At 33.5% G+C, this 26,416-nt stretch carries 27 protein-coding genes, 1 tRNA gene and 1 other RNA gene; 23 read left to right on the forward strand and 6 right to left on the reverse strand.

All coding sequences use genetic code 11. The annotated features are described in order from the left end of the window. Positions 1 to 36: 36 nt before the first annotated feature. A complete protein-coding gene (locus AC1RPV_RS05025; RefSeq protein WP_481761429.1) occupies positions 37 to 693 on the reverse strand; it encodes a DUF1361 domain-containing protein in 657 nt (218 codons plus the stop codon). 156 nt (positions 694 to 849) lie between these two features. Between AC1RPV_RS05025 and cdaA the strand changes: the two genes are divergently transcribed. The 17 genes from cdaA to AC1RPV_RS05110 all read left to right on the forward strand — a co-directional run bounded on the left by cdaA (position 850) and on the right by AC1RPV_RS05110 (position 16,965). Next, positions 850 to 1,692, forward strand: coding sequence for a diadenylate cyclase CdaA (gene cdaA, locus AC1RPV_RS05030; RefSeq protein ID WP_409022241.1), 843 nt, complete (start codon positions 850 to 852; stop codon positions 1,690 to 1,692). Then, the gene (locus tag AC1RPV_RS05035; RefSeq protein WP_481761428.1) at positions 1,689 to 2,822 is read left to right on the forward strand and encodes a CdaR family protein; all 1,134 of its coding nucleotides are present in this window, start codon (positions 1,689 to 1,691) and stop codon (positions 2,820 to 2,822) included. The genes cdaA and AC1RPV_RS05035 overlap by 4 nt, the downstream gene beginning before the upstream one ends. Positions 2,823 to 2,843: 21 nt before the next feature. Beyond that, the gene (gene glmM / locus AC1RPV_RS05040) at positions 2,844 to 4,199 is read left to right on the forward strand and encodes a phosphoglucosamine mutase (protein ID WP_409022243.1); all 1,356 of its coding nucleotides are present in this window, start codon (positions 2,844 to 2,846) and stop codon (positions 4,197 to 4,199) included. A 215-nt stretch (positions 4,200 to 4,414) separates the two neighbouring features. Beyond that, positions 4,415 to 6,232, forward strand: a complete 1,818-nt coding sequence (gene glmS, locus AC1RPV_RS05045; RefSeq protein WP_481761427.1) for a glutamine--fructose-6-phosphate transaminase (isomerizing) — start codon at positions 4,415 to 4,417, stop codon at positions 6,230 to 6,232. A gap of 150 nt (positions 6,233 to 6,382) precedes the next feature. Then, the gene (locus AC1RPV_RS05050) at positions 6,383 to 7,093 is read left to right on the forward strand and encodes a glucosamine-6-phosphate deaminase (RefSeq protein ID WP_481761426.1); all 711 of its coding nucleotides are present in this window, start codon (positions 6,383 to 6,385) and stop codon (positions 7,091 to 7,093) included. Between the two features lie 150 nt (positions 7,094 to 7,243). After that, positions 7,244 to 8,308: an ABC transporter ATP-binding protein gene (locus tag AC1RPV_RS05055; RefSeq protein ID WP_481761425.1), complete on the forward strand. Its 1,065-nt coding sequence runs from the start codon at positions 7,244 to 7,246 to the stop codon at positions 8,306 to 8,308. A gap of 235 nt (positions 8,309 to 8,543) precedes the next feature. After that, positions 8,544 to 8,852 (forward strand): hypothetical protein, encoded by a 309-nt coding sequence (locus AC1RPV_RS05060; protein WP_409022247.1) that lies wholly within the window; start codon positions 8,544 to 8,546, stop codon positions 8,850 to 8,852. A 77-nt stretch (positions 8,853 to 8,929) separates the two neighbouring features. Beyond that, positions 8,930 to 9,001, forward strand: a tRNA-Asn gene (locus AC1RPV_RS05065). A gap of 151 nt (positions 9,002 to 9,152) precedes the next feature. After that, complete coding sequence (locus tag AC1RPV_RS05070) at positions 9,153 to 9,305, forward strand: hypothetical protein (RefSeq protein ID WP_409022248.1); 153 nt, start codon at positions 9,153 to 9,155, stop codon at positions 9,303 to 9,305. A 147-nt stretch (positions 9,306 to 9,452) separates the two neighbouring features. Further along, a complete protein-coding gene (locus AC1RPV_RS05075) occupies positions 9,453 to 10,154 on the forward strand; it encodes a ribonuclease H family protein (RefSeq protein ID WP_481761424.1) in 702 nt (233 codons plus the stop codon). A 178-nt stretch (positions 10,155 to 10,332) separates the two neighbouring features. After that, positions 10,333 to 10,677 (forward strand): ArsR/SmtB family transcription factor, encoded by a 345-nt coding sequence (locus AC1RPV_RS05080; RefSeq protein WP_409022250.1) that lies wholly within the window; start codon positions 10,333 to 10,335, stop codon positions 10,675 to 10,677. A gap of 3 nt (positions 10,678 to 10,680) precedes the next feature. Further along, positions 10,681 to 12,360, forward strand: coding sequence for an oleate hydratase (locus AC1RPV_RS05085; protein ID WP_481761423.1), 1,680 nt, complete (start codon positions 10,681 to 10,683; stop codon positions 12,358 to 12,360). Positions 12,361 to 12,449: 89 nt separating this feature from the next. After that, positions 12,450 to 13,601 (forward strand): aminotransferase class I/II-fold pyridoxal phosphate-dependent enzyme, encoded by a 1,152-nt coding sequence (locus tag AC1RPV_RS05090; protein ID WP_481761422.1) that lies wholly within the window; start codon positions 12,450 to 12,452, stop codon positions 13,599 to 13,601. A gap of 56 nt (positions 13,602 to 13,657) precedes the next feature. After that, positions 13,658 to 13,831 carry a hypothetical protein gene (locus tag AC1RPV_RS05095; protein ID WP_409022253.1) on the forward strand — a complete coding sequence of 58 codons (174 nt, stop codon included), beginning with the start codon at positions 13,658 to 13,660 and terminating at the stop codon, positions 13,829 to 13,831. Between the two features lie 41 nt (positions 13,832 to 13,872). Beyond that, on the forward strand, positions 13,873 to 14,355 hold the full coding sequence (locus AC1RPV_RS05100) for a universal stress protein (protein WP_481761421.1): 483 nt from the start codon (positions 13,873 to 13,875) through the stop codon (positions 14,353 to 14,355). A 141-nt stretch (positions 14,356 to 14,496) separates the two neighbouring features. Then, positions 14,497 to 15,771 carry a cation:dicarboxylate symporter family transporter gene (locus AC1RPV_RS05105; RefSeq protein WP_481761420.1) on the forward strand — a complete coding sequence of 425 codons (1,275 nt, stop codon included), beginning with the start codon at positions 14,497 to 14,499 and terminating at the stop codon, positions 15,769 to 15,771. A 27-nt stretch (positions 15,772 to 15,798) separates the two neighbouring features. Continuing rightward, a complete protein-coding gene (locus AC1RPV_RS05110; protein ID WP_481761419.1) occupies positions 15,799 to 16,965 on the forward strand; it encodes an MDR family MFS transporter in 1,167 nt (388 codons plus the stop codon). Between the two features lie 36 nt (positions 16,966 to 17,001). Here AC1RPV_RS05110 and AC1RPV_RS05115 read toward each other — a convergent pair whose 3' ends face one another. Genes AC1RPV_RS05115 through trpX form a run of 3 tightly spaced genes read right to left on the reverse strand, consistent with a single transcriptional unit; the run spans position 17,002 to position 19,660 of the window. Continuing rightward, positions 17,002 to 17,772 carry an ABC transporter ATP-binding protein gene (locus AC1RPV_RS05115; RefSeq protein WP_481761418.1) on the reverse strand — a complete coding sequence of 257 codons (771 nt, stop codon included), beginning with the start codon at positions 17,770 to 17,772 and terminating at the stop codon, positions 17,002 to 17,004. Next, positions 17,769 to 18,662, reverse strand: coding sequence for an ABC transporter permease (locus AC1RPV_RS05120; protein ID WP_481761417.1), 894 nt, complete (start codon positions 18,660 to 18,662; stop codon positions 17,769 to 17,771). Before AC1RPV_RS05120 ends, AC1RPV_RS05115 begins: the two co-directional genes overlap by 4 nt. Beyond that, positions 18,659 to 19,660 (reverse strand): tryptophan ABC transporter substrate-binding protein, encoded by a 1,002-nt coding sequence (gene trpX / locus AC1RPV_RS05125; protein WP_481761416.1) that lies wholly within the window; start codon positions 19,658 to 19,660, stop codon positions 18,659 to 18,661. Before trpX ends, AC1RPV_RS05120 begins: the two co-directional genes overlap by 4 nt. A gap of 440 nt (positions 19,661 to 20,100) precedes the next feature. Here trpX and AC1RPV_RS05130 point away from each other — a divergent pair, with 440 nt between their 5' ends. The 4 genes from AC1RPV_RS05130 to AC1RPV_RS05145 all read left to right on the forward strand — a co-directional run bounded on the left by AC1RPV_RS05130 (position 20,101) and on the right by AC1RPV_RS05145 (position 23,633). After that, positions 20,101 to 21,483: a L,D-transpeptidase family protein gene (locus AC1RPV_RS05130; RefSeq protein ID WP_481761415.1), complete on the forward strand. Its 1,383-nt coding sequence runs from the start codon at positions 20,101 to 20,103 to the stop codon at positions 21,481 to 21,483. Between the two features lie 123 nt (positions 21,484 to 21,606). After that, complete coding sequence (locus AC1RPV_RS05135) at positions 21,607 to 21,885, forward strand: hypothetical protein (RefSeq protein WP_409022261.1); 279 nt, start codon at positions 21,607 to 21,609, stop codon at positions 21,883 to 21,885. A gap of 33 nt (positions 21,886 to 21,918) precedes the next feature. Continuing rightward, the gene (locus AC1RPV_RS05140; RefSeq protein ID WP_481761414.1) at positions 21,919 to 22,725 is read left to right on the forward strand and encodes a Cof-type HAD-IIB family hydrolase; all 807 of its coding nucleotides are present in this window, start codon (positions 21,919 to 21,921) and stop codon (positions 22,723 to 22,725) included. A 101-nt stretch (positions 22,726 to 22,826) separates the two neighbouring features. Next, positions 22,827 to 23,633, forward strand: a complete 807-nt coding sequence (locus tag AC1RPV_RS05145; RefSeq protein WP_409022263.1) for a Cof-type HAD-IIB family hydrolase — start codon at positions 22,827 to 22,829, stop codon at positions 23,631 to 23,633. A 97-nt stretch (positions 23,634 to 23,730) separates the two neighbouring features. On the opposite strand, the gene AC1RPV_RS05150 is transcribed toward AC1RPV_RS05145, so the two are convergent. Next, positions 23,731 to 24,360, reverse strand: a complete 630-nt coding sequence (locus AC1RPV_RS05150) for an NAD(P)-dependent oxidoreductase (RefSeq protein ID WP_481761413.1) — start codon at positions 24,358 to 24,360, stop codon at positions 23,731 to 23,733. 124 nt (positions 24,361 to 24,484) lie between these two features. Between AC1RPV_RS05150 and ssrA the strand changes: the two genes are divergently transcribed. Continuing rightward, positions 24,485 to 24,855: a transfer-messenger RNA gene (ssrA, locus tag AC1RPV_RS05155) on the forward strand. 332 nt (positions 24,856 to 25,187) lie between these two features. Here the strand turns inward: ssrA and AC1RPV_RS05160 are convergent. Then, on the reverse strand, positions 25,188 to 25,484 hold the full coding sequence (locus AC1RPV_RS05160; RefSeq protein WP_481761412.1) for a bacteriocin immunity protein: 297 nt from the start codon (positions 25,482 to 25,484) through the stop codon (positions 25,188 to 25,190). 249 nt (positions 25,485 to 25,733) lie between these two features. Between AC1RPV_RS05160 and AC1RPV_RS05165 the strand changes: the two genes are divergently transcribed. Next, positions 25,734 to 26,312 (forward strand): TMEM175 family protein, encoded by a 579-nt coding sequence (locus AC1RPV_RS05165; RefSeq protein ID WP_409022266.1) that lies wholly within the window; start codon positions 25,734 to 25,736, stop codon positions 26,310 to 26,312. Positions 26,313 to 26,416 lie beyond the last annotated feature (104 nt).

Consider the following 26,416-nt stretch of genomic DNA (forward strand, 5'->3'; position numbering starts at 1 on the left):
AATAGGTGTAACTCGCAATTTATATGCGAGTTACACCTATTTTATTGTTTTTCTATAGACTTCTAAGCAAATGATAATAACTAGTTGGACTATTGTTAGTAAAACGACAAAAGCTAACATTTTAATTGTCCACATATCGGCAATCAATTTTAATGTTAATTTTGGTGATGTTAGTAGGTAAACAGTGTGTAATCTTAAAAAACGACCAATATAGACACCGACAGATGACAAAATAGTTAGGCCAAATATAACGACATAACGAAAATAATAAGGTGTTAAGTGTAGTCGTTCTTTAATTTGGTCGGCAATTTGAGAAAATCCAACGAGTGCAAGTAACGTACATGATAAGGTACTTACCAACAAATAAGTATAGTTTAGCCACATATGAATATCTAATTTAATTAATCCTGTCATTATGTCATAGGGATGCAGTAAGCTTAAATGAAAAATATCAGTTAATAGGTAAGGCGCGTTCGGATAAAAGAATAGCCAAGCTGCTGTTAACAGCCAAAAATAAGTATTTGATAATTTATCTTTGATGTGAAAAGCTAATTCAATTGGCAGATAACCTAAAAATGTATTTAAGAGTAAAAAATTAAAAGGTGATTGTTGGTTGTAAACGAATAAGTAAATAATAATTAAGTAACATATAAAAAATAATCTGATACCGTGCTTTACATTTGTATTTATCATAATGGTCATCCTTTTCTATAGTAACTTCAGTGTAGCAAAAAATGAGATGAAATCAAATTAATAATCCGGTAGATAATAGAAAATATGGCGGGATGAGGAAACAAATCTAACAACGTGGTATAATAAAACGGTTAATAAAATAGAGGAGGCCGAGTGATGTCCATTAACTGGGGTGGTCTTGTAACGTGGGGGCATATGGTCAATATACTAGATATTATCGTTGTCTGGTTTGTTGTTTATGAACTCATGGTACTTTTACGAGGAACAAAAGCGGTTCAACTTTTTAGAGGAATCATAATTATTGTTGTGATTAAGCTAATTAGTGTGGTCGTTGGGCTACAAACTGTATCTTGGATTATGGATCAAGTTATCAATTGGGGTGTTATCGCCATGGTTGTTATTTTCCAACCGGAAATAAGACGTGGATTGGAACATCTTGGTCGTGGATCATTTTTTTCAAGAGGTAAACAGAAAAACAAAGACGAAGAACATATGATTGCTGGACTAGACTCAGCTATTCAATATATGTCAAAACGTCGAATTGGGGCATTAATTACTATCCAAATGAACACTGGATTGGAAGATTATATTGAAACCGGAATTGCATTAGATGCTGAAATTACGGGTGCATTATTAATCAATATTTTCATTCCCAATACACCATTGCATGATGGCGCGGTAATTATTAAAGATAATAAAATAGCTGTTGCGGCGGCTTACTTACCATTATCTGAAAGTAACTTAATTCCAAAAGAATTAGGAACTCGGCATCGTGCTGCAGTAGGTATCAGTGAAGTAACCGACGCAATTACGATTGTTGTGTCAGAAGAAACAGGTTCAGTGACAATTACGCGAAATAACGAACTTATTCGTGATTTATCACAAGAAGATTACCTTAAATTATTGAATACTGAATTAATTAAAGATGATGAACCTAAAAAGAACAACCCTTTCTGGGAATTTTTTGAACATTTCGGGCGTAAGGGGGATAAAAAATGAATCTAAATAAATTTTTTAATAGTCGCTCATTTTTTATTGGAACCTCTTTAATTTTAGCAATTTTATTATTTGTTTATGTTAATTATGATCAGTTAGCAAATACAAATAATTTTTCCGATTCAAAAACAACGAGTCTAGTTGCAAATGAATCAAAAACGATTGAGGCTGGCCTACAAATTACGGCCGATAGTGATAAATACTTTATTACTGGATATCCTAAAAATGTAAAATTAACATTGGACGGTCCTGGCGCTTTAATTACAACAACTGTGAATACACAAAACTTTAGAGTGTTTGCTGATTTAAAGGGTTTAAATCCTGGAAAACATGTTGTTAAGTTACAAGCAGAAGGATTAAACAAAGAAATTAGTTATAAAATTAGTCCCGCTACAATTTCTGTTAATATACAAAAACGTAAGACAACGACATTCCCTATTCAGGTGAAATTTAATGAACGTCGTTTAGCGCAAGGGTATAAGAGTGGGACGCCTGTTTTAGATAATAATACGATTTCTGCATCCGGTGCGGAAGGCGATGTGAATGCTATTTCAGAAGTGGTTGCACAAGTAAATGTCAGCAGCAATCAGATCAAGTCAACAATTTCACAAGAAGTCTTACTTGAGGCCTTAGATGTAAATGGTAAAACTTTAAATGTCGTCATGACCCCATCAACAGTCGGTGTTACAATACCGGTTGAGAGTACTAAAACCACTAAAAAATTACCTTTGAATTTTGTTTCAAGTGGAACTGGCGTATCTGGGAAGACGTATAAGTTTTCAAGTGATACAAAACAAGTAACGGTAACGGGTACAGAATCAACCTTAAGCAAATTAAGTAAACTTGATGTTGTGGTACCAATTAATAAGATTAGTGATTCCGTTACGAAAACAATTAGTATCGATTTGGATAAGAATAATTTAATTTCATCAAATCCAGAATCTGTTAAAGTAAAAATTAGTGCTTCTGGTGGAACCGCAGCATCAAAAACTGAAAGTAGTGAAACAACAACTGATCAGACATCGACGAGCTCTGAAACCAGTTCAGAAAGTAGTGAAAGTGCTACTTCGTCTTCATCGACAAGTTCTGATAGTTCAAGTAGTTCAAGTGAATCAACGAACGCATTAAATTAATTAATTAGTGAGGAGAAAATAATGAAATATTTTGGTACAGATGGTGTTAGAGGAATTGCAAATAAAGAACTAAGTCCTGAGTTAGCATTTAGATTGGGACGTTTAGGTGGGTATGTTCTATCAGAGCATGCACAACTTGAAAATAACGATAGACCACAAGTGCTTGTTGCGCGTGATACACGAATCTCTGGTCAAATGCTTGAACAAGCTTTGATTTCAGGGTTATTATCAGTTGGGATTGAAGTACTCTCATTAGGCGTTATTTCAACACCTGGTGTAGCGTACCTTGTACGTGCCCAAAATGCAGTTGCTGGAATTATGATTTCAGCTTCACATAATCCCGTTCAAGATAACGGCATTAAATTTTTTGGTGCGGATGGTTATAAACTATCTGATGAACAAGAAGAAGAAATTGAAGTTTTATTAGAAAAAGATTCTGATGATTTGCCAAGACCAGAAGGTGAAGGCCTTGGAGTATTAGCAGATTATCCAGAAGGTGTACTGAAATATACACAATTTTTGGAACAAACAATTCCTGATGATTTAGAAGGAATTCATGTTGGAATTGATTCAGCTAATGGCGCAACAAGTGGACTTGTTTCACGTTTGTTTGCTGATTTAAATGCTGAATTTGAAACAATGGCAACTTCGCCTGATGGATTAAATATTAATGATGGCGTTGGTTCAACACATCCAGAAGGATTAGCTAAATTTGTAGTTGAAAATAAGCTTGAAGCCGGGATTGCTTTTGATGGCGATGGTGATAGATGTATTGCTGTTGATGAATTAGGTAATATTATTGATGGCGATAAAATTATGTACATTTGTGGATTATACATGAATGAACGTGGTCGCTTGAAAAAAGAAACAGTTGTGACAACTGTTATGAGTAATATTGGACTATACAAAGCACTTGAAGCAGCTGATTTAACATCAGTTAAAACACAAGTTGGTGATCGTTATGTTGTTGAAAAAATGCGTGCTGACGGTTACAACATTGGTGGCGAACAATCTGGACATATTGTATTCTTAGATTACAATACAACTGGTGATGGGATGCTAACTGCTATTCAATTGCTAAATGTTATGAAGAAAACAGGCAAGAAGTTATCTGAATTAGCTGCAGCTGTTCAGACTTATCCACAAGAACTTGTGAATGTTAGAGTGACAGATAAGCAAGCTGCATTAGATAATCAAAAAATTAAAGATAGTATTGCAGAAGTTGAAGCAGAAATGGCCGGCGATGGCCGAGTTCTTGTGAGACCTAGTGGAACTGAAAATTTATTACGTGTTATGGCCGAAGCACCAACAGAAAAAGAAGTTAAAGCTTATGTTGATCGAATTGTGCAAACAGTTCAAACTGAAATGGGCGTTTAGAAATTAAGCGAAAGAGTCATTTGAATGAAAATTCAAATGACTCTTTTTTTATTTTAAAGTTGATTTAAAATATAGACCAATATATTAATTCTTGACAAAAAAATATCAGAAAGGTATATTAATAGATATTGATAAGGGTTACTTGTTTTTTAAACATCTATACCAATTTTAAAATAATAATAAAAAATACATTTAAAAAAAGGATGACATAAACTATGTGTGGAATTGTTGGCGTAACAGGAAAAACGAATACTGTTGAAATTTTAATTAATGGTTTGGAAAAATTAGAATACCGTGGTTATGATTCAGCCGGTATTTTTGTTGATAACAAAACGGGTGAAGATTACCTTGTTAAAGAGGCTGGACGTATTTCGAATTTGAAGTCGGCCATTGATGATAAGGTTCATGGAACTGCTGGAATTGGACATACGCGTTGGGCAACACATGGCGTACCAAGTAAATTTAATGCCCATCCTCATGTTTCTGAAGATGGCCGCTTTTACCTTGTACATAATGGCGTTATCACTAATTTTTCTGAGTTAAAAGAACAATATTTAAAAGACGTAAATTTTGTTAGTGAAACAGATACTGAGGTTGTTGTTCAATTAATTGGATATTTTGCAAATAAAGAAAATTTAACTGCTAAACAAGCATTCAAAAAAGTTTTATCATTACTTGAAGGTTCTTCATATGCTTTCTTGATGATGGATCGTGAAGAACCAGAAACATTGTTTGTGGCTAAGAATAAGAGTCCTTTATTAATTGGTGTTGGGGATGGCTTTAATGTTGTCTGCAGTGATGCCATGGCAATGTTGAAAGAAACACATGACTTCATTGAACTCATGGATGGTGAAATGGTTATTGTTAAACCTGACTCTATTGAAATTGAAAATAAAGCTGGTGAAGCCGTATCACGTGATTCATATCATGTTGAAATGGATGATAGCGATTCAGAAAAAGGCGCATATCCATTCTACATGCTAAAAGAAATCGATGAACAACCAGCTGTTATGCGACGTTTATTGAGTGAGTATGTTGAAAATGAAGAAACTGTTAAAATTGATGATAGTATTTTAAACGCAATGAAAGCTGCTGATCGCATCTATATTGTTGCTGCAGGGACAAGTTACCATGCCGGATTAGTTGGAAAAGAATTATTTGAAGGTTTAGCTAATGTACCAACAGAAGTACATGTTGCTTCAGAATTTGGTTATCATATGCCATTACTTTCAGAAAAACCATTCTTTATTTTCTTATCACAAAGTGGTGAAACAGCTGATAGCCGTCAGGTTCTTGTAAAAGTTAACGAAATGATGTACCCAAGTTTAACAATTACAAATTCAGCAAATTCTACACTTTCTCGTGAGGCAACATATACGTTATTATTACATGCTGGTCCTGAAATAGCAGTTGCCTCAACTAAGGCATATACAGCTCAAATTGCCGTTGAAGCACTTTTAGCAAAAGCGTTAGGAACAGTTACAAAACAAACAAAAGCTCTTAATTTTGATGTTTATCATGAATTAACAATGGTTGCAAATGCTATGCAAGCTATGGTTGATGATAAAGACTCAATTAATGACTTAGCGAAAGAATTCTTAAGTGAAACGCGTAACGCTTTCTATATTGGTCGTGGTATTGATTACGATGTTTCAATTGAAGCTGCACTTAAATTAAAAGAAGTCTCTTATGTTCAAACGGAAGGTTTTGCATCTGGTGAATTAAAACATGGAACTATTGCCTTGATTGAAGAAGGCACACCAGTTGTAGCTATTATTACTGATAAACCGACTGCAAGTCATACACGAGGCAATGTTCAAGAAGTCTTGGCTCGTGGAGCAAATACAATTATCATCTCAACAGAGACATTAGCAAACGAGGGTGATCAAATTGTATTACCAGATGTTTCTGACTTATTAACACCGTTAGTAAGTATTGTGCCTGCACAATTATTGGCTTACTATACAAGCCTAAACCGTGGCTATGATGTTGATAAACCTCGTAATTTAGCTAAGAGTGTTACTGTCGAATAAGATAGATTGAAGAAATGATATTACCTGTTTAAGGGTAGTATCATTTTTTTGTTTATTATTTGGTATAGACCTATTGCTTTTTTTAAAATGATATTGTATTATTGGACTATACCAATTAGAGGAATAAATAATTGAAAAGAGGACAATCAAATGAAATTAATTATTGTTAAAGACCAAAACGAGGGTGGCCAAAAAGGCTACGAAATTTTTAAAGCTGCTAAAGAAGCAAATGCTAAAGTCTTTGGACTTGCTACAGGAAGCACACCATTAACAACCTATGCCGCAATTACAGCCAGTGACTTAGATTTTACGGATTCAACATCAGTTAACTTAGATGAATATGTTGGTTTAGGTGAAAAAGATTCACAAAGTTACCGTTACTTTATGAATGAAAATTTATTTAGTAAAAAACCATTTAAGACATCTTACTTACCTAATGGTCTTGAAAGTGATTCAGAAAAAGAAACAAAACGTTATGACAAAATTATTGAAGATAATCCAATTGATTTACAAATTTTGGGTATTGGTAAAAATGGTCATATTGGATTCAATGAACCTGGAACAGCTGAAGATAGCTTGACACATAAAGTTCATTTAACGGAGTCAACGATCAAATCAAATGCACGTTTCTTTGATAACGAAAATGATGTTCCTGAATATGCTTATTCAATGGGTATTGGATCAATCATGAAGTCGCACAAGATTTTACTTGAAGCTTTTGGTGAAAGTAAGGCAGAAGCTATTAAGGGAATGATTGAAGGCCCTATAACAGAAGACCTACCTGCAAGTTTCTTACAAAATCATGATGATGTAGTTGTCATTGTTGATGAAGCAGCTGCAAGTTTATTAAAAAATAAATAAAATTATCATCCATATGTAGAACTAATTCATTTAAAGCGTTAAAATAAATGGATTGGTTCTATTTGTGTTTTGTGCTTGCTTGACGGCTGATAGTAAGTCTAGTAACATGATGACAATTGTAAGAAAATACGTTTTTAGGAAGTTGAAAAAATGGTCGATTATAAAATTAGAGTAAAAAATGTCACAAAAGAATATGACTTATTTAAAACAAAATCTGAACATATCAAATCATTCTTTTCTTTTAAAAGTACGACGGTACCTCATTTTTGGTCTCTTAAAGGAATCTCGATGGATGTTATGAGTGGAGAAACACTTGGTTTAATTGGCGTTAACGGCTCAGGTAAATCAACGTTATCCAATATTATTTCGGGGATTATTCCACAAACAACCGGTATTGTAGATGTTCGCGGAGAAACTTCTATTATTGCTATCGGCGCTGGATTGAGAGGCCAACTAACCGGATTAGAAAATATTCGATTAAAAGGTTTAATGCAGGGTCTAACTAACCAACAAATTGATGATATTTTAGATGAAATTATTAATTTTGCTGATTTAGGTGATTTTGTTTATCAACCCGTTAAAAGCTATTCTAGTGGGATGAAATCTCGTTTAGGCTTTGCTATTGCCGTGCATATTGATCCTGATATTTTGATTATTGATGAGGCATTGTCAGTTGGCGATGATACTTTTTATCAAAAATGTGTTGATAAAATTAACGAATTTAAAGAACAAGGAAAAACAATTATTTTTGTTAGTCATTCATTAAAACAAATTGAAATGCTATGCGATCGTGTCGCATGGATCCAATATGGTGATTTAAAACAAGTTGGTCCTACTAAAGAAGTTGTCACTAAATATAAAGCTTATATTGATTGGTTTAAAAAATTATCAAAAAAAGAAAAAACAGCGTACCAAAAGAAACAAAAAGAGGCTCAAAAAGCGTTTAGTATCGATGACTATCTTATTAACCAAGTAGACAAAGAAAGTGCTGATGAAGCAAATTTAGGCGTTTCAAAGCAAGTTATTACCGAAAAGGTAAAAAAGGATTTCTATGGCTCTGTTTTAAATGAAAAAATGTCTAAACCAAGTAAGGTGCTAACAGCTGTGATTTTAGTCGCTGTGGTATTCTTTAGTTTAGTAAATATATCAGGGCATTCAATAAGTCATATTATTGAGAACCCAACAAGTATTGTTCATCCAGATAATACGAAATAATAGGAAAGTGTTGGCGTAGATCATTCGACAGCACTTTTTTAATACAAACTATTGACAACGCTTACATTTGATGTTATCTTAAGTTTGTAAGGTATATGAATTACCTTTATCAATTCTCTTTCTCTCTTATGCTAGCCACTATTGCGATGTAGTGGCTTTTTTTGTGCTTGTTGTACTTATTGTCAAATGTGTTTATACTTAATTAAGAGAATAGATGTAGAAAGTTGGGTTCAATATGAAAAGTCATGAAGTTTTATCATTAATTGAAGAAATTACTAGAAAAGATGGTTCTAAATATTTTGAATTATCGAACATGGTACAAAATGGGAGAGCAGAACTTGCAGTTCAAAGAGATTTATTGAAAGAAGTCCGTATTCTACAGTTAAATATTCCCAGATCATCACACGTTATTAATTATGAAAAATATATTAATCAAAATTTTGAAATGCCACTAGAAGCATTTACTGAATATCAAGAGTGGCATAAAACAGAAGAAGCTCAAAATGATTTGAATGCGATATTAAAAGACAATCATATTGAGTAAATATTACCAAAAATATCTTTACAAAATAGGTTAACCTATGGTATAAAATAGTATAGACAGAAATGAATTATAAAGATTGCTCAGTAGTTCAGCGGTAGAACGCTTGACTGTTAATCAAGATGTCGTAGGTTCGATCCCTACCTGAGCAGTATTCATAGAGGATGATCGACTTACTGCCGGTTATCTTTTTTTATTTATGAACTTAATTTTTTGAGTCCATTATAAGAAATTAATGATTAACTTGAATTATTTCTGAATACAGTTTAAAATTAAGAGATTGTAAGAAAGGGGGATTGCGAAATGTCATCAAACAACCATACAGGTGTCGGTAACGATCGTCGTCCAGTTAATACTCCAAACAAAAAGAACCGTCGTCGTAAACAACAAGAACTTGCTACTTTCTTAAAAGAAAGCAAAGCTAACGACGCAGCAGTTGCAGCAAAAAAAGCATAATTTAGTTAAATAAATGATGGCCACCGTTGATTAGAACGGTGGTTTTTTTGCATACTTTAGAATGAGTATTTTTTATTTAAATATATTTTTAGTGCCTTTTAGCTTACAATAAAAGAATCAATAAACTGACTAATGGAGTGATTTAAATTGGCTAAGAATTTTTATGCAGTATATAAAGGACGTAAAACGGGTATTTTCACAAAATGGCCTGATGTGGCAAAGTTGGTTAATGGATACGATGGGGCACGATACAAAGGATTTGAAACGCGAGATGAAGCCCAAAATTGGATGGATGATGGGGCACCTAGACCAACAGCGACAGGTAGTAAAAAAAGTGCGACAGCAGTTCATCAATCCGTAACTTTAACTTCAGATTCAATTCAAGTCTGGACTGATGGTGGTTCGAGAAATCATGGTAATAAATTAGGCGGTCACGTCCTAGCAGAAGATACTGCGGCATGGGCTTTTTATATTAAAACACCGGGTGAGACCTTTTCTGGTACAGATGGTGAAAAAGGTAAAACTAATAATCATATGGAAATTATGGCATTTCTTCAAGCTATGAAAAAATTAATTGATTTAGGATTACGAGAAGAACACGTCGTATTTATATTAGATTCGAAGTATGTCTTGAATGCAATTCAAAAAAATTGGTTAGTAGGTTGGCAACGTCGAAATTGGAAAAAAGCGGATGGTCAAACAGTACTTAATGTCGAACTTTGGCAACAAGTTGCTGAATTAATACCAGCTTTCACTAATGTTGATTTTGAATGGACAAAGGGTCATGCAGATAATGAAGGTAATAATAAAGTTGATGAATTATTAAATGAAACAATGGATAAAATGTAAGATAGGTGAAGTGGATTTCTACTAATGTAGAGAGCCACTTTTTTTATTTAAATGAATTCAAATTAAGATGAATAAAAAAGATTAGGCAGTAAATTAAAACGTTTACTGAAAGCGGTTGCTAAAATTCTAACGTGGTGTTATTATATTCATGAAGATAGATATAGGGGGATGATTGACAATGGAAGCTGAAGAATTAGAACCAGGGCAATCCGAAGCGCTACAGGAATTTATTTCCAATCTAGATATTTTGAACGCTTTGGCAGATGAAAAAAGACAACGATTAATTATTTTGCTAGGTTCTAAGTCACGGCAAGAGTTAACGGTTTCTGAGCTGGTTGACCGCATGGCGTTATCACAACCGGCAGTTTCACATCATTTGAAAGTTTTAAAAAATGTGGGACTTATTGATTATAAACAAACAGGATTAAAACGTTTTTACTTTTTAACACCTGAAAAAACATTAAACCGTTTGGAACATTTAATTAAAATGATTCGTGAAGGCGAAAAATCGAAGGAGGAATAGATTATGACTCAAAAAGCATATATGATTGGTACAGGTGTTGGTAACTTAGCAGCAGGTATCTATTTAATTCGTGATGGTGGCTGGCATGGTGACCAAATTACGATGTTTGGTTTAGAAAAACATGGTGCTAATGATGGCGCTGCAGTTAAAGATTATGTGACTGAATATGGTAACCAAGGTTTGAGTAATCAAAAAGGATTCCTAGCTAAAGGTGGTCGTATGTTGAATGAAGAAACATATGAAAACTTATGGGATGTTCTTCGAGAAGTGCCATCATTGGATAATCCTGGAAAGACAGTTACAGATGAAATTTTAGATTTTGATCATGCACATCCAACGCATGATATTGCACGCTTAATTGATAAAATGGATGGTATTAGAAATAAAGGCGGTAAGAATGATTATCGTCATATGCAATTTAATACACGAGATCGCGTTTTACTAACAAAATTAATGACGATGCCTGAATCAAAGGAATCAGAGATTAATGATATCAGTATTGAAAAATGGTTTGAAAATAGTCCACACATGTTTACAACTAATTTCTGGTATATGTGGCAAACAACTTTTGCCTTCAAAAAGGAAAGTTCAGCAATGGAATTACGTCGTTATATGAACCGAATGATTCTTGAATTCAGTCGTATTAACACATTGGAAGGTGTTACAAGAACACCATATAACCAATATGAAAGTATTATTTTACCAATGCGTAAATATCTTACAGACCGTGGTGTAACCTTTGTGGATAACCGTAAGATAACTGAATTTAAATTTAAAGATACAGCTTTACGTGACGATATTGTTGTCACTGGTCTTGAATATGAAGAAGTCGATAATGATAATAAAGTCGGCGAAATCATTATTAATGATGGCGATTTAGTATTTGATACGAATGGTTCAATTACAGATAGTTCATCAATGGGCGATATTGATACACCGATTGTGGAAAATATGGACTATGCACCTAGTGCTAAATTATGGAAACAAGCTACTGAACATTTCTATAACTTAGGTAAACCAGATAAATTCTTTAATGATCGTCAACAAAGTGAATGGATGAGTTTTACAGTCACAACTGATAATCATTTAGCAGTAAATGAAATTGCACGGATTACACAACAAGAACCTGGTAATGCATTGAATACCTGGGTTGATAGTAATAATTTATTATCAATCGTGGTTCATCATCAACCTCATTTCCATGCTCAAAAAGAAAATGAGACTGTATTCTGGGGTTACTGTTTATATCCTCGTCGCAAGGGTGATTTTGTTCAAAAACCATTTATCGAGATGACTGGTCGCGAAATGTTAGAAGAATTATTAGGCCATTTGGCTCAAACAGATACAGCTACGAATAATATTAGCCAACGTACAGATGAAATTATGGATAGTGTTGTTAATGTTATACCTGTTTATATGCCATATGCGAGTGCCTTATTTAACCGTCGCGCAATTGGTGATCGTCCTGACGTTGTACCTGAACATTCAAAGAATTTGGCCTTTATTAGTCAATTTGCAGAAATGCCATTTGATATGGTCTTTACAGAACAGTATTCGTTCCGTTGTGCACAAATTGCTGTGTATAAGTTCTTAGGAATTTCAGATACGCAATTAACACCATTACATCATTATGAAAAAATGCCAAAAGTTTTGGCAAAAGCAACGAAAACAATGTTTAGATAAGTTGAAATAACGATTTATAAGAATTTTTATAAATCGTTATTTTTTTGATGTATAATTAAGATTCATTCTAATTCGGAGAAGGTGTCTTAATGATCAAAATAAATACAGTAGCTGATCAGATACAATTATCAGGTATTCGTCGATTTGATGAATGGGTCTCCAAAATAGACGGTATCGATAAGTTAACGTTAGGTGAACCTAATTTCATCACACCTCAACATATTATGGACGCTACAAAAACAGCGCTTGATAACGGACAAACACATTATGAAGCCTCAGCTGGTAATCCAGAATTACGACAGGCAACTGCTGATTATTATAATGAAAAGTTTGAATTGGCTTATGACGCAAAGAATGTTTTAGTGACCGTTGGGGCAACTGAGGCAATTGCTACAGCATTAAAGACGGTAACAACACCAGGAGATTACATTTTAGTACCAGTTCCTTGTTATCCAGCTTACTTGCCATTAATGCAGTTACAAGGCGTTAAACCTATTTTTATGGATACACGTACGACGAACTTTAGGGTAACGGCAGAGCTTATTGAAAAGACATTGCAGGAAAATAAGAATAAAGCTATCGTTGGATTTATATTTAATTATCCAACTAACCCTACCGGTGTTTCTTATGGTAAAATTGAGTTATCTTCTATTAAAGATGTTTTGAAAAAACATGACATTTGGGTGATGAGCGATGAAATTTACTGCGAGTTAACCTATGAACAACCGCATATTTCCATGGCTAATTTGTATCCTGAAGGGACAATTTTAATAATGGGATTGTCTAAATCACATGCAATGACCGGTTGGCGGATTGGGTTTGTATTAGCTGAAGAACGATTAATTAATGCTATGAAAAAGGTCCACCAATATCACGTAACGACCGCGGCAACTTTATCACAAGTAGCTGCACTTGAAGCTGTTAAAAATGGGAAGCAAGATAGTGTACCAATGAGAGATGCTTATCATATTCGTCGTGATAGATTGGTAACAGCCTTAGAAAAATTAGGTTATAATTTAATTAAACCAGATGGCGCCTTTTATTTATTCGTTGAAATACCTAAAAAACTAAAATTAACGTCAGTTGAATTTTGTCAGCAACTTGCTCTGAAAGAAAAGGTAGCTGTTGTTCCAGGTAGTGCATTCACAGAATTTGGTGAGGGCTACTTTAGAATAAGTTTTGCTGCAAGTGATGAACAGTTAGCAAAACTCATCATCGCCTTGGAAAATAGTAAGCATTAAATTCAATTTATTAATCTAATTATGGTACGTTTGTATGAGTAAAAGGAGTGATTAAAATGGATGGAAATGTTGACTGGACAATTGCTGAGCTTAAAAAAATTGAAACAGAAGAAAACCAATTATTGATTGAAGCTACAATTGCGCTATTAAAAGATCAGTCAGTTGAAATTGAGAGCTTGCATGGCTCAATGGAAGGGCAGCTTTGGAGCCCAAGTAACTGGCGTAAGTAAAATCATCAATAATGGCAACAAAACAAGTGAGGAGTGACGATATGAATAATAGATTAGAAAAGTTGGACTTTGACATAACACCGGTAACTTTTAAACGCGTTTTAGTTGCCATAGATGAGGATGATTCTGAATCATCAATTTTAGCTTTTAATTATGCGGTAGCGTTAGCTAAGTTACAACAAATTCCTTTAGGGATTGTTTCAATATTAGAGACAGGTGATATGAATATTTTTGATTCTATGTCACCAGTTGTTATCAAAGAAAATAAAAAATTACTTGAAGAAAGTATCGAACGCTATGTAGATAAGGCGCATGATTTTGGCGTTAAAAATGTACAAGCAATTGTTTCTGCTGGTAGACCAGGTTCTGAAATTGTTGAGAAGGTTATTCCAGATTTTAAACCGGATATTCTAATTTGCGGTTCAAAAACGAATACGCCAAGTAATTCAAAGAAATTATTTATTGGCTCTCAAGCTAGTTATATGGCTCAAAATGCACAATGTTCCGTTAGTGTCATCAGATAATATTTTAAAAATATGAATGTTAAAAGAGCGAAAAACTCATTTTACAGTTTTTTGCTCTTTTTTAATAAAAAAATAACATAATTGTTCGTATATATGATAAGATTAACCATAGTAAATTAAAATATAGTGAGGATGGTTAAATTGAAATATTATAAAGCGTACCGAATTAGTCTTGGGTGGCAAATTTTAATTGGATTAATTTTAGGAATTATTATTGGTGCTATTGGGTATCAAAATAAACTCATTATTAACTCACTTCAACCGCTGGGAACCATCTTTATTAATATGATCAAAATGATTGTCTTACCGATTGTTGTTTCATGTCTAGTGGTCGGAATCGCCAATATGGGAGATATCCACAAATTAGGTAGAATCGGTGGAAAAACATTAATTTACTTTGAAATTATGACAACAATTGCGATTGCATTAGGATTAATTGTTGGTAACTTAACTAAACCCGGACAATTTATAGATATTACAGCTTTAAATAAAGTCGATATTAGTCAATATGTTACAACTGAAAACTCAACCTCTACTGGGTTGAGTACGATTTTAATGCATATTGTGCCAACTAATATTTTTGAGGCACTTGTTAAAGGTGATATGCTGCCTATTATCTTCTTTTCCGTTTTATTTGGACTCGGGACAGCAACGCTAGGTGAGAAGGGAAAACCGATTATTGATTTCTTCTCAGCTGTATCTGAAGTTATGTTCAAAGTGACAAACTGGGTAATGAAATTGGCACCTATCGGTGTTTTTGCATTAATTGGTGTCACAATAGCACAATTAGGCGTTTCTGCTTTAAAACCATTAGGGTTCTTTATTATTGTGACCTATATAACGATGATATTTTTTGTTATTGTAGTAATGGGTCTTGTTGCTAAATTATTTAAAATTAATTTAATCGTCTTGTTAAAGGTAATCAAGGATGAAATGATTCTTGCTTTTTCAACGGCTAGTTCTGAAGCAGCACTGCCTAAAATTATGGAAAAAATGGAAAATTTTGGTGTTAAAAAGGGAATTGTTTCTTTTGTTGTTCCAACAGGATATACATTTAATCTAGATGGATCAGCAATTTATCAGTCAATAGCTGCTCTGTTTTTGGCACAGGCATACCATATTAATTTATCAATTGGACAACAAGTTACATTATTGATTGTGTTAATGATTACGTCTAAAGGGATGGCTGGAGTACCTGGTGCATCATTTGTCGTCCTATTAGCGACAATCTCAACTATTGGTGTTCCTGCTTCGGGGTTGGCTTTTATCGCTGGAGTTGATAGAATCATAGATATGGGTCGTACAACCGTCAATGTTGTTGGTAATTCATTAGCAGCTGTTATTATCGCACAATCAGAAAATGAATTTGATCGTGAAAAGAATCAAAAGTATTTAGAAAAATTGAACATTAAGTAACCTTAAAAAGGGGGCTTTCGGAAAAAAATGACGAAAGAAATTAAATTAAAATGGTTGTTAATAGGTTCAGTGATTAGTAGCGCAGGTTCAAGTTTCGTCTGGCCGTTAACAACAATTTACATGCATAACTATTTAGGTAAAAGTTTAACATTTTCTGGAATTGTACTATTAATAAACTCAGTTGCGACTATTATTGGTAATTATGCTGGTGGTTATTTATTTGATAAATGGCGGCCTTATTATGCGACATTGGTAGGAATCGTAATTGCATGGTTGGCCGTATTAGGCTTAGTTTTCATGCATGGCTGGCCAGCATACCCAATTTTGCTAGTTATTTTGGGTCTTGGTAACGGGATTGTGGCAACAATTTTAAATTCATTTGCGGCCACAATTAGAAGAAAAGATAGTCGATATGTTTTTAATCTCTTTTATTTAGCTTTAAATTTAGGGATTGTTATTGGGACATTATTAGTTGGATACGTGATTGAAGTTAGTGTCACAATGGTCTTTGTATCAGCATTAATTTTATATTCAATATTTTTGATTACTGCTATTTTAGCGTATAGAGTTGATCCAATACGAAAAAAAGTGAAACCAACAAAATCAGAACAATCAGCTGGTGTTAATCCCAAAGTTTGGATTATCGGCGCAATGTGGTTAACATTCCTGGTTATTTGGTTGAGTTACGAGCAATGGCAAAGTAATTTATCAATTTATATGGATAAGTTAGATATTCCATTGAGTCAATATAGTTTATTATGGACGATTAATGCAGGACTCATTGTTTTTGGACAACCACTAGTGACGCTTGTAACGAGAACAATTGCTAAGTCATTATTTAGACAAATTATTATGGGTGTTGGCTTATTTGCGTTATCATTTACAACACTTATTTTTGCGAAAGACTTTTCTCATTTTGTCTTTTCAATGGTCTTGTTGACGTTAGGTGAAATGGTCGCATTCCCAGCCATTCCGGCATGGATTAATGAACTGGCCGAGCCAGGTCAAGAAGGTAAGGCACAAGGAACGATTAATATTGCCGCATCTATTGGTAAAGCGTTAGGACCATTAGTTGGTGGAATCGTAATTGAACGATTGTCATACAACGGTTTGTTCGTTGGTTCGACATTATTAATCTTACTTGCCTTGGCAGTTGTTGTTATTGCAACTAAGAAAGCGAATATAAAATCGTAAAAAAATACCACAACTTTTATAAGGTTGTGGTATTTTTTATTCTAAATCATTAAAATAGGCTAATAAATCAGTCGTAGATAGGTTGGCACGTTTTTCACCTGATAAATCAGATTGAATCTGACCATCATTTAAGACAATTGTTCGATTACCATATGATAATGCGTCCTCTAAGTGATGCGTAATCATTAGACAAGATAATTGTTCTTGTTCAACAATTTCGGCGGTTAATTTTAATAATTCTTGGCTTGTTTTGGGGTCGAGGGCGGCCGTATGTTCATCTAGTAGCAGTAAGTCAGGTTGAATCAAAGTTGCCATTAAAAAACTTAATGTTTGACGTTGACCACCAGACAAGTTTCCAGCAGGTGTATTTAAATGTTCTGATAAACCATTTGGCATCTTTGCGGTTAATTCACGAAATTGCGTCATTTTTTGTTTTAAATGACGAGGTTTAAACCGACGGCGACTGCCTCGATTTAAGGCTAATAATAGATTTTCAGCGACTGTCATTCTAGGTGCTGTGCCCATTTTAGGATCTTGAAAAACACGACTAATATAATTTGTCCGTTTAATATCATTTTCATTCGTAATATTTTTATTGCGTAACATAATTTTGCCACTCGTTGGTTTAATATTACCAGCAATTGTATTGAAAAGGGTCGATTTACCAGCGCCATTAGTACCAATTACAGTTATAAAATCGCCTTTATTGATGGTGAGGTTTAAATTTTTTAAGATTTGTTGCTCCTCAGAAGTACCGGTATTAACGGTAGTGACGATATTGGAAAGTGAAAAAATGGGTTCAGTCATTTTGAATGGCCTCCTTCAAACAAAGTATTTAGTCTTAGCGCTTTTCGGAGAGTTGGTAACATTAAACAGAATGCTAAAATAATAGCAGAAATTAATTTTAAATCGTTTGCGTTAAAGCCTAATGTTAATACAATTAAAATAACAAATCGGTAGAAAATACTACCAATGACAACGGCAACCAAACGTGCTGTTAATGATAAGTTACCAAAAACAACTTCACCGATAATAATTGCAGCAAGCCCAATGACAATCGTTCCGATACCCATACTGATATCAGCATAGCCATTATTTTGCGCGATTAGCCCACCGGCAAGTCCGATGAAGCCATTTGAAACCATTAGTCCTAAAATCTTCATACGATCGGTTTGGATACCAAGTGAGCGGGCCATTTTTTCATTATCACCGGTTGCGATGAACGCTTGGCCTAATTCGGTATTTAAAAAGAAAGCGAGTAAGCCAATACTAATGATAACCAGAATGAGCCCTAATACAACGGAATCAAAAGATGCAGGAAGATTAGTTAGAAAGTGAGCAGAAAAAATTGTATTTTGTCCAAGTAAACTGATATTTGCTTTTGTTAAAATTCGTAGGTTAATTGAATATAAACTTGTCATGACAAGGATTCCAGCTAATAAAATCGGAATTTTACCTTTTGTATAAAGTAACCCGGTGGCTAGACCAGCTAGTGTCCCTGCTAGAAATGCAAAGAATGTGGCCAGAAGCGGGTTAACTCCGTGGATTAGACAAATCACAGTTACGCTGGCGCCCATTGGAAAAGTACCTTCGACAGTCATATCAGGAAAGTCTAAAATTCTAAATGAAAGATAAAGACCAAGACCTAAAACCCCCCATAGGAGTCCTTGTCCGATAGCAGATACAATAATTGTCATTTGATTAACTCTCCTTTATTTTTGGCTTGATCAATTAATGCTTGTGGAATTGTAATATTTAAGGCCTTTGCTGTTTTCAAATTAATAACAAGATCACCTTTTTTTACAAAATTAATTGGTGTTGTTGCAGGGACACTTTTTCCAGAAAGAACGGCAGCAGCCATTTTACCAGTGGCTACACCTAAATCATATTGGTTAATACTAATAGTTGCCAAGCCGCCATTTTTGACCATTGTATCTACTGCAGGGAAAATTGGAATTTTAGCTTGTGTCGCATTTTTAACGAGAGTCTGCATACTTGATGCTACTGTGTTATCCGTGGGGACATAAACGGCATCAACAGATGCTACGAGCGATTGTGACACTTGGTCAACATCATTTGTAGAGGTAATTGTTGCCGATTTAACTTCTAAGCCTGATTTGATTGCTGCAGATTTAAATTGTTGATACTGTTTTGTAGCTGAATCGTCACTTGATGTGTAAAGGACACCCACGGTTTTCATATTAGGTATTAGTTCCTTCATTAAAGCTAACTGTGCTTTAATAGGTGCTTGATCAGAAACACCGGTGATATTATTACCTGGTTTCTGATTGTTGCTAACTAAACCAGAACCTTTTGGATCAGTAACGGCACCTAAAATAATTGGTGTTTTTTTAGTTACATTAGCTAAAGATTGTGCAGAGGGTGTTGCGATACCAATCATGAGATTAACATTTTCATTATTAAACTTGTCACTCATTGATTTTAAATTACTTTGATCAGCTTCAGCATTTTGGAAATCAATATTCACAGACTTACCAGGTACGTAACCTTCTTTTTCTAATCCAGCAATAATTCCTTTATGAATCGCATCCAGTGCAGGATGTGTTGTTAATTGAAGAATACCAATTGTTGGTACTCCTTTAGCGTTTGAAAATGTTGTTGGTTGAAGTGTTGAGAAAAAAGCAATCACTAAGAATAAAAATAACGCAATAATGGTTCCAATTAATCGTTTCATTTTATAAGTACCCCTTTAATTTTTAATAAAAAAAGACAGTCCTCAGATTCGAGGGCCGTCTTGAAAGACAAAACCCCCGCATGAATATACTGATATCCATACAGGGGTTTTGATTTATAGAAACCAAACCGATATACAGATACAATCTGAATAGACAGATTATATCTGTAAAAAACAGACTACAATCTGAATAACCGGCTTTGCCAACGATTATTAAGTTTTACTTGTGAATAAGTCATAGGCTTGATTTCCTCTCTGAGTTAGTTGATAAATGTAGTATAGATAAATCTGATATTATTGTCAAATATTATTTAAAAGATTTTAAAAGTTATAAAGAGTATAATTTAGAAAACAACAAAATTGATTCGACATTCATAGTGCGGTATGATATTTTTATTGGGAATAGCGCACTATGAATTCATAATATGAGGTGAAAAACTATGAAAAAATCGTTAAAGATTGGTATTAGTATCGGAAGTATTTTAGTTTTGGGAATTCTTGGTGGAGCAAGTTTCAATCAAAGTATGCATTTTAATAAAGGCATCACAATTAATGATACAGATGTCAGTGGATTAAGTGTTGATAAAGTTATTAGTAAGTTAAAAAATGAAACGTCAAAAAATGTTATTTATGTAGGTAAAACAAAAATAGTCGATGCAAAAGATACAACAACTGGTTTTACTGATGAAGATAAGCCAGCGATTAAAGCATTGTTGAAGAAGCAACGTACCATTCTTCCTTCAAATGTTAAGAAAAATTATGCGATTGTTCCACAAAAGTTGAATACAACAGTTAAGGATCAATTAAAAGCACAATTAAAAACCCAACTAACAAAGTTAAATAAAACAAGAACAGTGGCTGTTGATGCAAGTCCCATTTTAAAAAATGGAAAAGTATCAGTAACACCTGGGAAAAAAGGGAATCAATATAATGTTAAGCAAATTTTAGCTGCCTATGATAAGGCTGGCTATAGTAGCATTACGAAGTTGAAGGATACTGAACTCCAACCTTTATCTGCTGACAGTAAAACAGTTAAAGCTGATACTGAAAAATTGGATACACTAGCTGCTAGACAGACTGTTTATACCGTTCAATCAACGAAGTATACGTTGAAGGGTGCAGATATTCTTAAGCAAGCAACTGTTGAAGATGGTAAATATGTTGTTGATACGAGTGGTATTTCTGCAAAAGTAGATGAAATTAATAAGAAACAAGCAACATTGAATAAAAAGTATAATTTTAAAACGGCTACAGGAAGTACTGTTCCAGTTAGTGGACAATCATATGGTTGGGCCCTTGGAATGAATGACTCAGTGACACATGTTTTGACAGCGTTAGAAGATGGTACTGCAGCTATTGACGCAACCAATGATAAATATGGTGTTGGCTATAATACTTATGGAACTGGTTACACAACGACTGCAAATGATGGACTTGGAGATACGTATGCTGAAGTGTCAATTGCGCAGCAGAAAGTTTGGATCCATAAAAATGGCAAGGTTGTTTTAACAACTGATGTTGCAACTGGTAAACATAGTACTGGTGAAGATACAACTAAGGGTGTTTGGTATATTATGTACAAACAAACGCCATCAATACTTAAAGGTAGTGAAGTTGGTAAAGCTAATTATTCTGTCAAAGTTAGTTACTGGGCTCAATTCACAAATAGTGGAATTGGTTTCCATGACGCTAGTTGGAGAACAAATTGGTCTAAAACAGCTTATCTTAAAGATGGTTCTGGTGGTTGTGTTAATACAAAACCAGCCGCAATGGCAACTTTATTTGCGAACGTTTCACAAAACGAACCTGTTGTTGTTTATTAATTTAAGGCTTAATCAGTTCTTAAACTGGTTAAGCTTTTTTTAATGATTTATTATTAATAACTTCATAGATAAGTCATAAAGCCAAGGTAGTATGAACCTATACCAGAAAGGAAGTTTAACAAAATGAAAATAGATAAAAACAAAGATAATAAATTAATAAGTGATAATATCGTTTCTGCACAAGTCATTGCGTTGAACAATCATATTATTACTGTAAAAACTGAAAATTCAGAAATTATAAAAATTAAACAACCAAATAGTACAAAAAATGACAAGATATTTCTAGAGACAATGAAAGATATTTTACGGTCGGGATTGTGGATTCCTGTGAATCGAGTCATGCAAATTATAATGCGTTATGACTGGTTTGATACGCCATTTGAAGAATATAGTTATGTATAGAAATCATGTATAATAACGTTAGAGGTGGCAGGGATGACGATTAAATTAATTGCAGTAGATTTAGATGGTACATTTTTAAGGGATGATAAATCATACGATAAAGAAAGATTTTCGCATCAATTTGAAAGGATGCAACAACAGGGAATACATTTTGTGGTAGCAAGTGGGAATCCAACCTTAGCCATTGAACAATATTTTAAAGAAATTAAAGATAAAATTGGTTACGTTGCTGAAAATGGAGCAGTCATTCAAGATGCAAAAGAGTTATTGAAAGAATACATTTTTGAAAATAGTCTCTATCAAGAAACGATTCAGTATTTGAAGGAAACATTCACTGAAATAGGACTATTAGCGGTTAATAATCAAGGAGGTTTCTATGATAAACGGGAATCTGATACATTTATTCAAGATGTAAATGATTATTATCCGAAAGTAACCGGAGTCGATAATTTGGTATCACTTAATCAAGGAATTTCTATGCTGACGGGTCATTTTCCCGTGTCGTTATATGAAAGAATATCATTACAATTAAATACTGAAATGAATAATAAACTTCAAGCAAAAGCGTCTGGATTTGGTTATATTGATATTAATTTAGTGAACGCGACAAAGAAAAACGGCATAAATTTACTACAAAATCGTTGGCAAATCTTGGATGAAGAAGTTGCGACATTTGGGGATAATGATAATGATCAAGAAATGTTGGCGTTCACGCCGAATAGTTTTTCTATGGCTAGCGGATCAAAGTTAGCTAAAAAAACAGCAAAACACATCATTGGGTTGAATCAAAATGATAGTGTTTTGGATAGCATTGATGATATTTTAAATCATAAATTGTAAAGAAACGTTCTTTTCCAAGGGGCGTTTCTTTTTAGTTCTTTGTATCCGTTTACTTATGCAGTATAATAGAGTTATTAAAGCATAATCGGAGGAATGTAATTTTGACAGTCAAGATAATTGCAGTGGATTTAGATGGTACATTTTTAAGAGATAATAAAACGTTTGATGAAGTTAGATTTAGTCACCAATTAGTTGAACTAAAAAATAAAGGGATTCATTTCGTGGTAGCAAGTGGAAATCAAGTTATGAAAATTAAAGATATTTTTAAACGTATCTCTGGTGAAATAGGTTACGTTTCAGATAACGGTGCGGTTATTTATGATGGCAACACCCATATCAGATCATTTAATATTGATCCAGCCGTATTTGAAAAAACAGTTTTATATATCCAAAAGGTATCGCCAAATTATGGAATCTTAGCATCAACAGATGAGAGTGGGTATATTGATGCAAGTGAGTCTGATAACTTTGTAGAAATGGCTAATACGTACTATCCAGACATTATTAAGGTCCCTAATTTAAGTAAGGTTGAAAAAACTATTTCTAAAGTTACGATTAATGGCCCCATTGACGAATATAAAACATTTGCGGTTAAATTAAAAGAAAATGTTGATGAATCATTAGTTGCAAAAGTTTCTGGTTTTGGATTTATTGATATCAATGTTAAAGAGGCAACAAAACAAAATGGGTTAAATGCTTTGCAAGAATTATGGGATGTAAAAGATGATGAAGTAGTAACCGTTGGAGATAATGATAATGATGCTGAGATGTTGGCATACACACCATTAAGTTTTGCAATGGAAAAGTCTTCAAATATGGCAGCTAAAATGGCAAATCATCGTATCGGTTCAAATCAAGATGATAGCGTCTTAGATTTAATTGATGACGTTTTAGCAGGTAAATATTAAAATATAATTTAGATAATGACGTAAAAATAAGTGATGATTATCACTTATTTTTTTACAAAAAAAACCACTTTCTTGTGAAAGTGGCAGATAATTAAATTTATTTAGAAACAACGCTAAAACGTTCTTGATGATGTGAATTAGATTCAATTTCATCAACCAATGCGATAGAGAAGTCGGCATAGCTAATTTCACTATTACCTTGTGAATTCATTGTTAAAACGTCACCGGCAATTTGATAGTGGCCTGTTTTTTCGCCACTAGGATTGAAAAATGCAGCTGGTGAAATATAGACCCAATCTACATTTGAAACGGTACGGAGTGTGACTAAAGCATCACGCATATTTTTGGCTGTTGCTTTAGCACCTTCAGGGAAGTCAGGTGTATCACCAAGTAACAGTGTTTTTTCAGAATCAACGAAAAGACTACTTGCGCCACCAACAATAACGAGCTTAACCTTAGTATCAGCTAAGATATCCGTTAAATGTTTTAATGATGTTTGATGAAGATTTTCTTGACCAAATGGAGCGTTAAAAGCATCTACAATAACATCAAATAATTCTAAATCAGCAGTTGTTAACTTGAAAAGATCTTTTTCTATAAAAGGAACATCTTCTGTTAATTTGCTTTTATTTCTAATAATAGCAGTAACATCTAAATGACGAGAAACTGCCTCTTTTAATGTAGATTGTCCTTGTTTACCAGTTGCACCAATAATTCCAATTTTCATTTTATAACTCCCTTTCTAAGTAACTGTCTTCACAATAGTTGAATGACATTTTTTTGTCAAAGAATAAGTCGTCAGGTTACATCTTTATTTTAACTGATAAATATGGTATGTTTATAGTTGTTATGGGGATGTTCAGGATTCGACAGGTATAGGTTGAGCTTGGATTGCGTTTCGAAGTTTGCGTCTTCGTTAAAACGCTCAGTTAAATTATAACTGCAAAAAATAATAGTAATACTTACGCTTTAGCTGCTTAATAGCGCTCTAACGTAGATCCTCCTAGTATCGTCCATGTGCTAGATCTGGGTCCTAAATTAAGTGGACTTACGTTAACTTCTTCCACCTGGAGAAGTTAAAAGAGACTAATCAGGTTAGTCAGACGTGTTAGCCCTGTTATACGGCGCTACGGTTGGCGAATTTTAAATAGTATAACTATGAACGTAGATGTTTGAGTGGCAATATGCTTGGACGCGGGTTCGACTCCCGCCATCTCCATTTTACAGTTTGAATAAGGTTGAAAAGCCTTATAAAATATCACTTTTGCATTTTAAAAGTTTGAATAAGATTGAATGAGTTTGAATGCAAATTAAGGTGTTTTTAAGGTGATTTTTGACAATCCTATTCAACATAACAGATGAAAAGATGACTTGATTCGACGAGTTATCTTTTTTATTTTGCCATAAAATTAGAGGTCTATTATGAAAAAATAAATTAATTTGTTAGAAATTACGGACACAAAAAATGACCATTTACAAAGGATTATTTTTGTAAGTAGTCGTTTTTTACGAACTTTATATTAAAATAAAGGTATAAACCAAGAAAGAATATAGTTAGTAACCATATCTAATATTGGAGATAGAGGTTAACTCTTTTAATTTTTTAGATTGATTGTCAGATAAAGGTTGTTCATCATTCCTGATGGCTTTAGAAAGATCTAAGTTCATGCGACTTAAAATGAATGGAACAGAAGAACGTTTTTGTTTTAGTTCTTCGAGATAAGCTTGTAACGTAATTTTAAGTGTATTATTACCATTATTTGTACTTAAATCAGTTAATAAATCGGTAATAATTTGTTCGGCCTGTTTTCCACGATCATCTCCGCCGGAAAACCATTTTAATTTATTCATAGACTAGAACTCCTTAATTTATTTGTATTAACTAATAATATATTAAAATATATAAATTAAAGAGAAATAGTTAACATAATAAATGATAAATATGGTCCCAGTTGATCATTAAAATATAAATTAACCTACCAGTTTATGCCTGCCATATTTGTTGGAAGTATATTTTATCTTTAAAAAGTGGAATTATTTTTAGTTGATTTAATGACTAATCTTTGTAATACTAAATTTATAAAAATTTAGGGGGTTCGTATGTCAAAAGGTAGAGTTGAAGCGTTCACAGATGCTGTAGTTGCTATTATTATGACAATCATGGTTTTAGAGTTAAAAGCACCAGAGGGAGACACATTTTCAGATTTAATACCGCTTCAAAGTACTTTTTTAGCTTACGTATTAAGTTTCTTTTTAATTGGTGTCACCTGGAATAATCATCATCACATGTTTCAATTGGCGGATAAAATCAATGGGCGGGTGTTGATTGTTAATACTGGATTTATGTTTGTAATGTCATTCATGCCATTTGCAACAAGCTGGGTTGGTGAACATTATAATAAATTTGCGCCTGCCTTTTTATATGGCCTTGTCTTTCTATTATTTAATATTATGTATGTAGTATTAACTAATGAATTACTTCGAGCAAATGGGCCTGAATCAAATTTAGCAAAAGCAATTAAAAATGACAATAAAACATGGGTGTCGTTATCTTTTTCACTTATTGGATTGATGTCAGTATTTATTAAACCAGAGTTGGTGTTAATTTTTTGTCTGATTGTACCATCAATTTGGTTTATACCTAATCGATTAATTGAAAATTTCTATAAAGACAAATGAAAAAAAGTTCCAACAAGAAATTTCTTGTGTAATAATCCCTTTATGGTTGTCAGATGAAATAATATAATTTCATCCGATAATCATGGAGGGATTTTTGTATGTCC

Source organism: Dellaglioa sp. CoH-55-MRSF-9 (assembly GCF_056782155.1).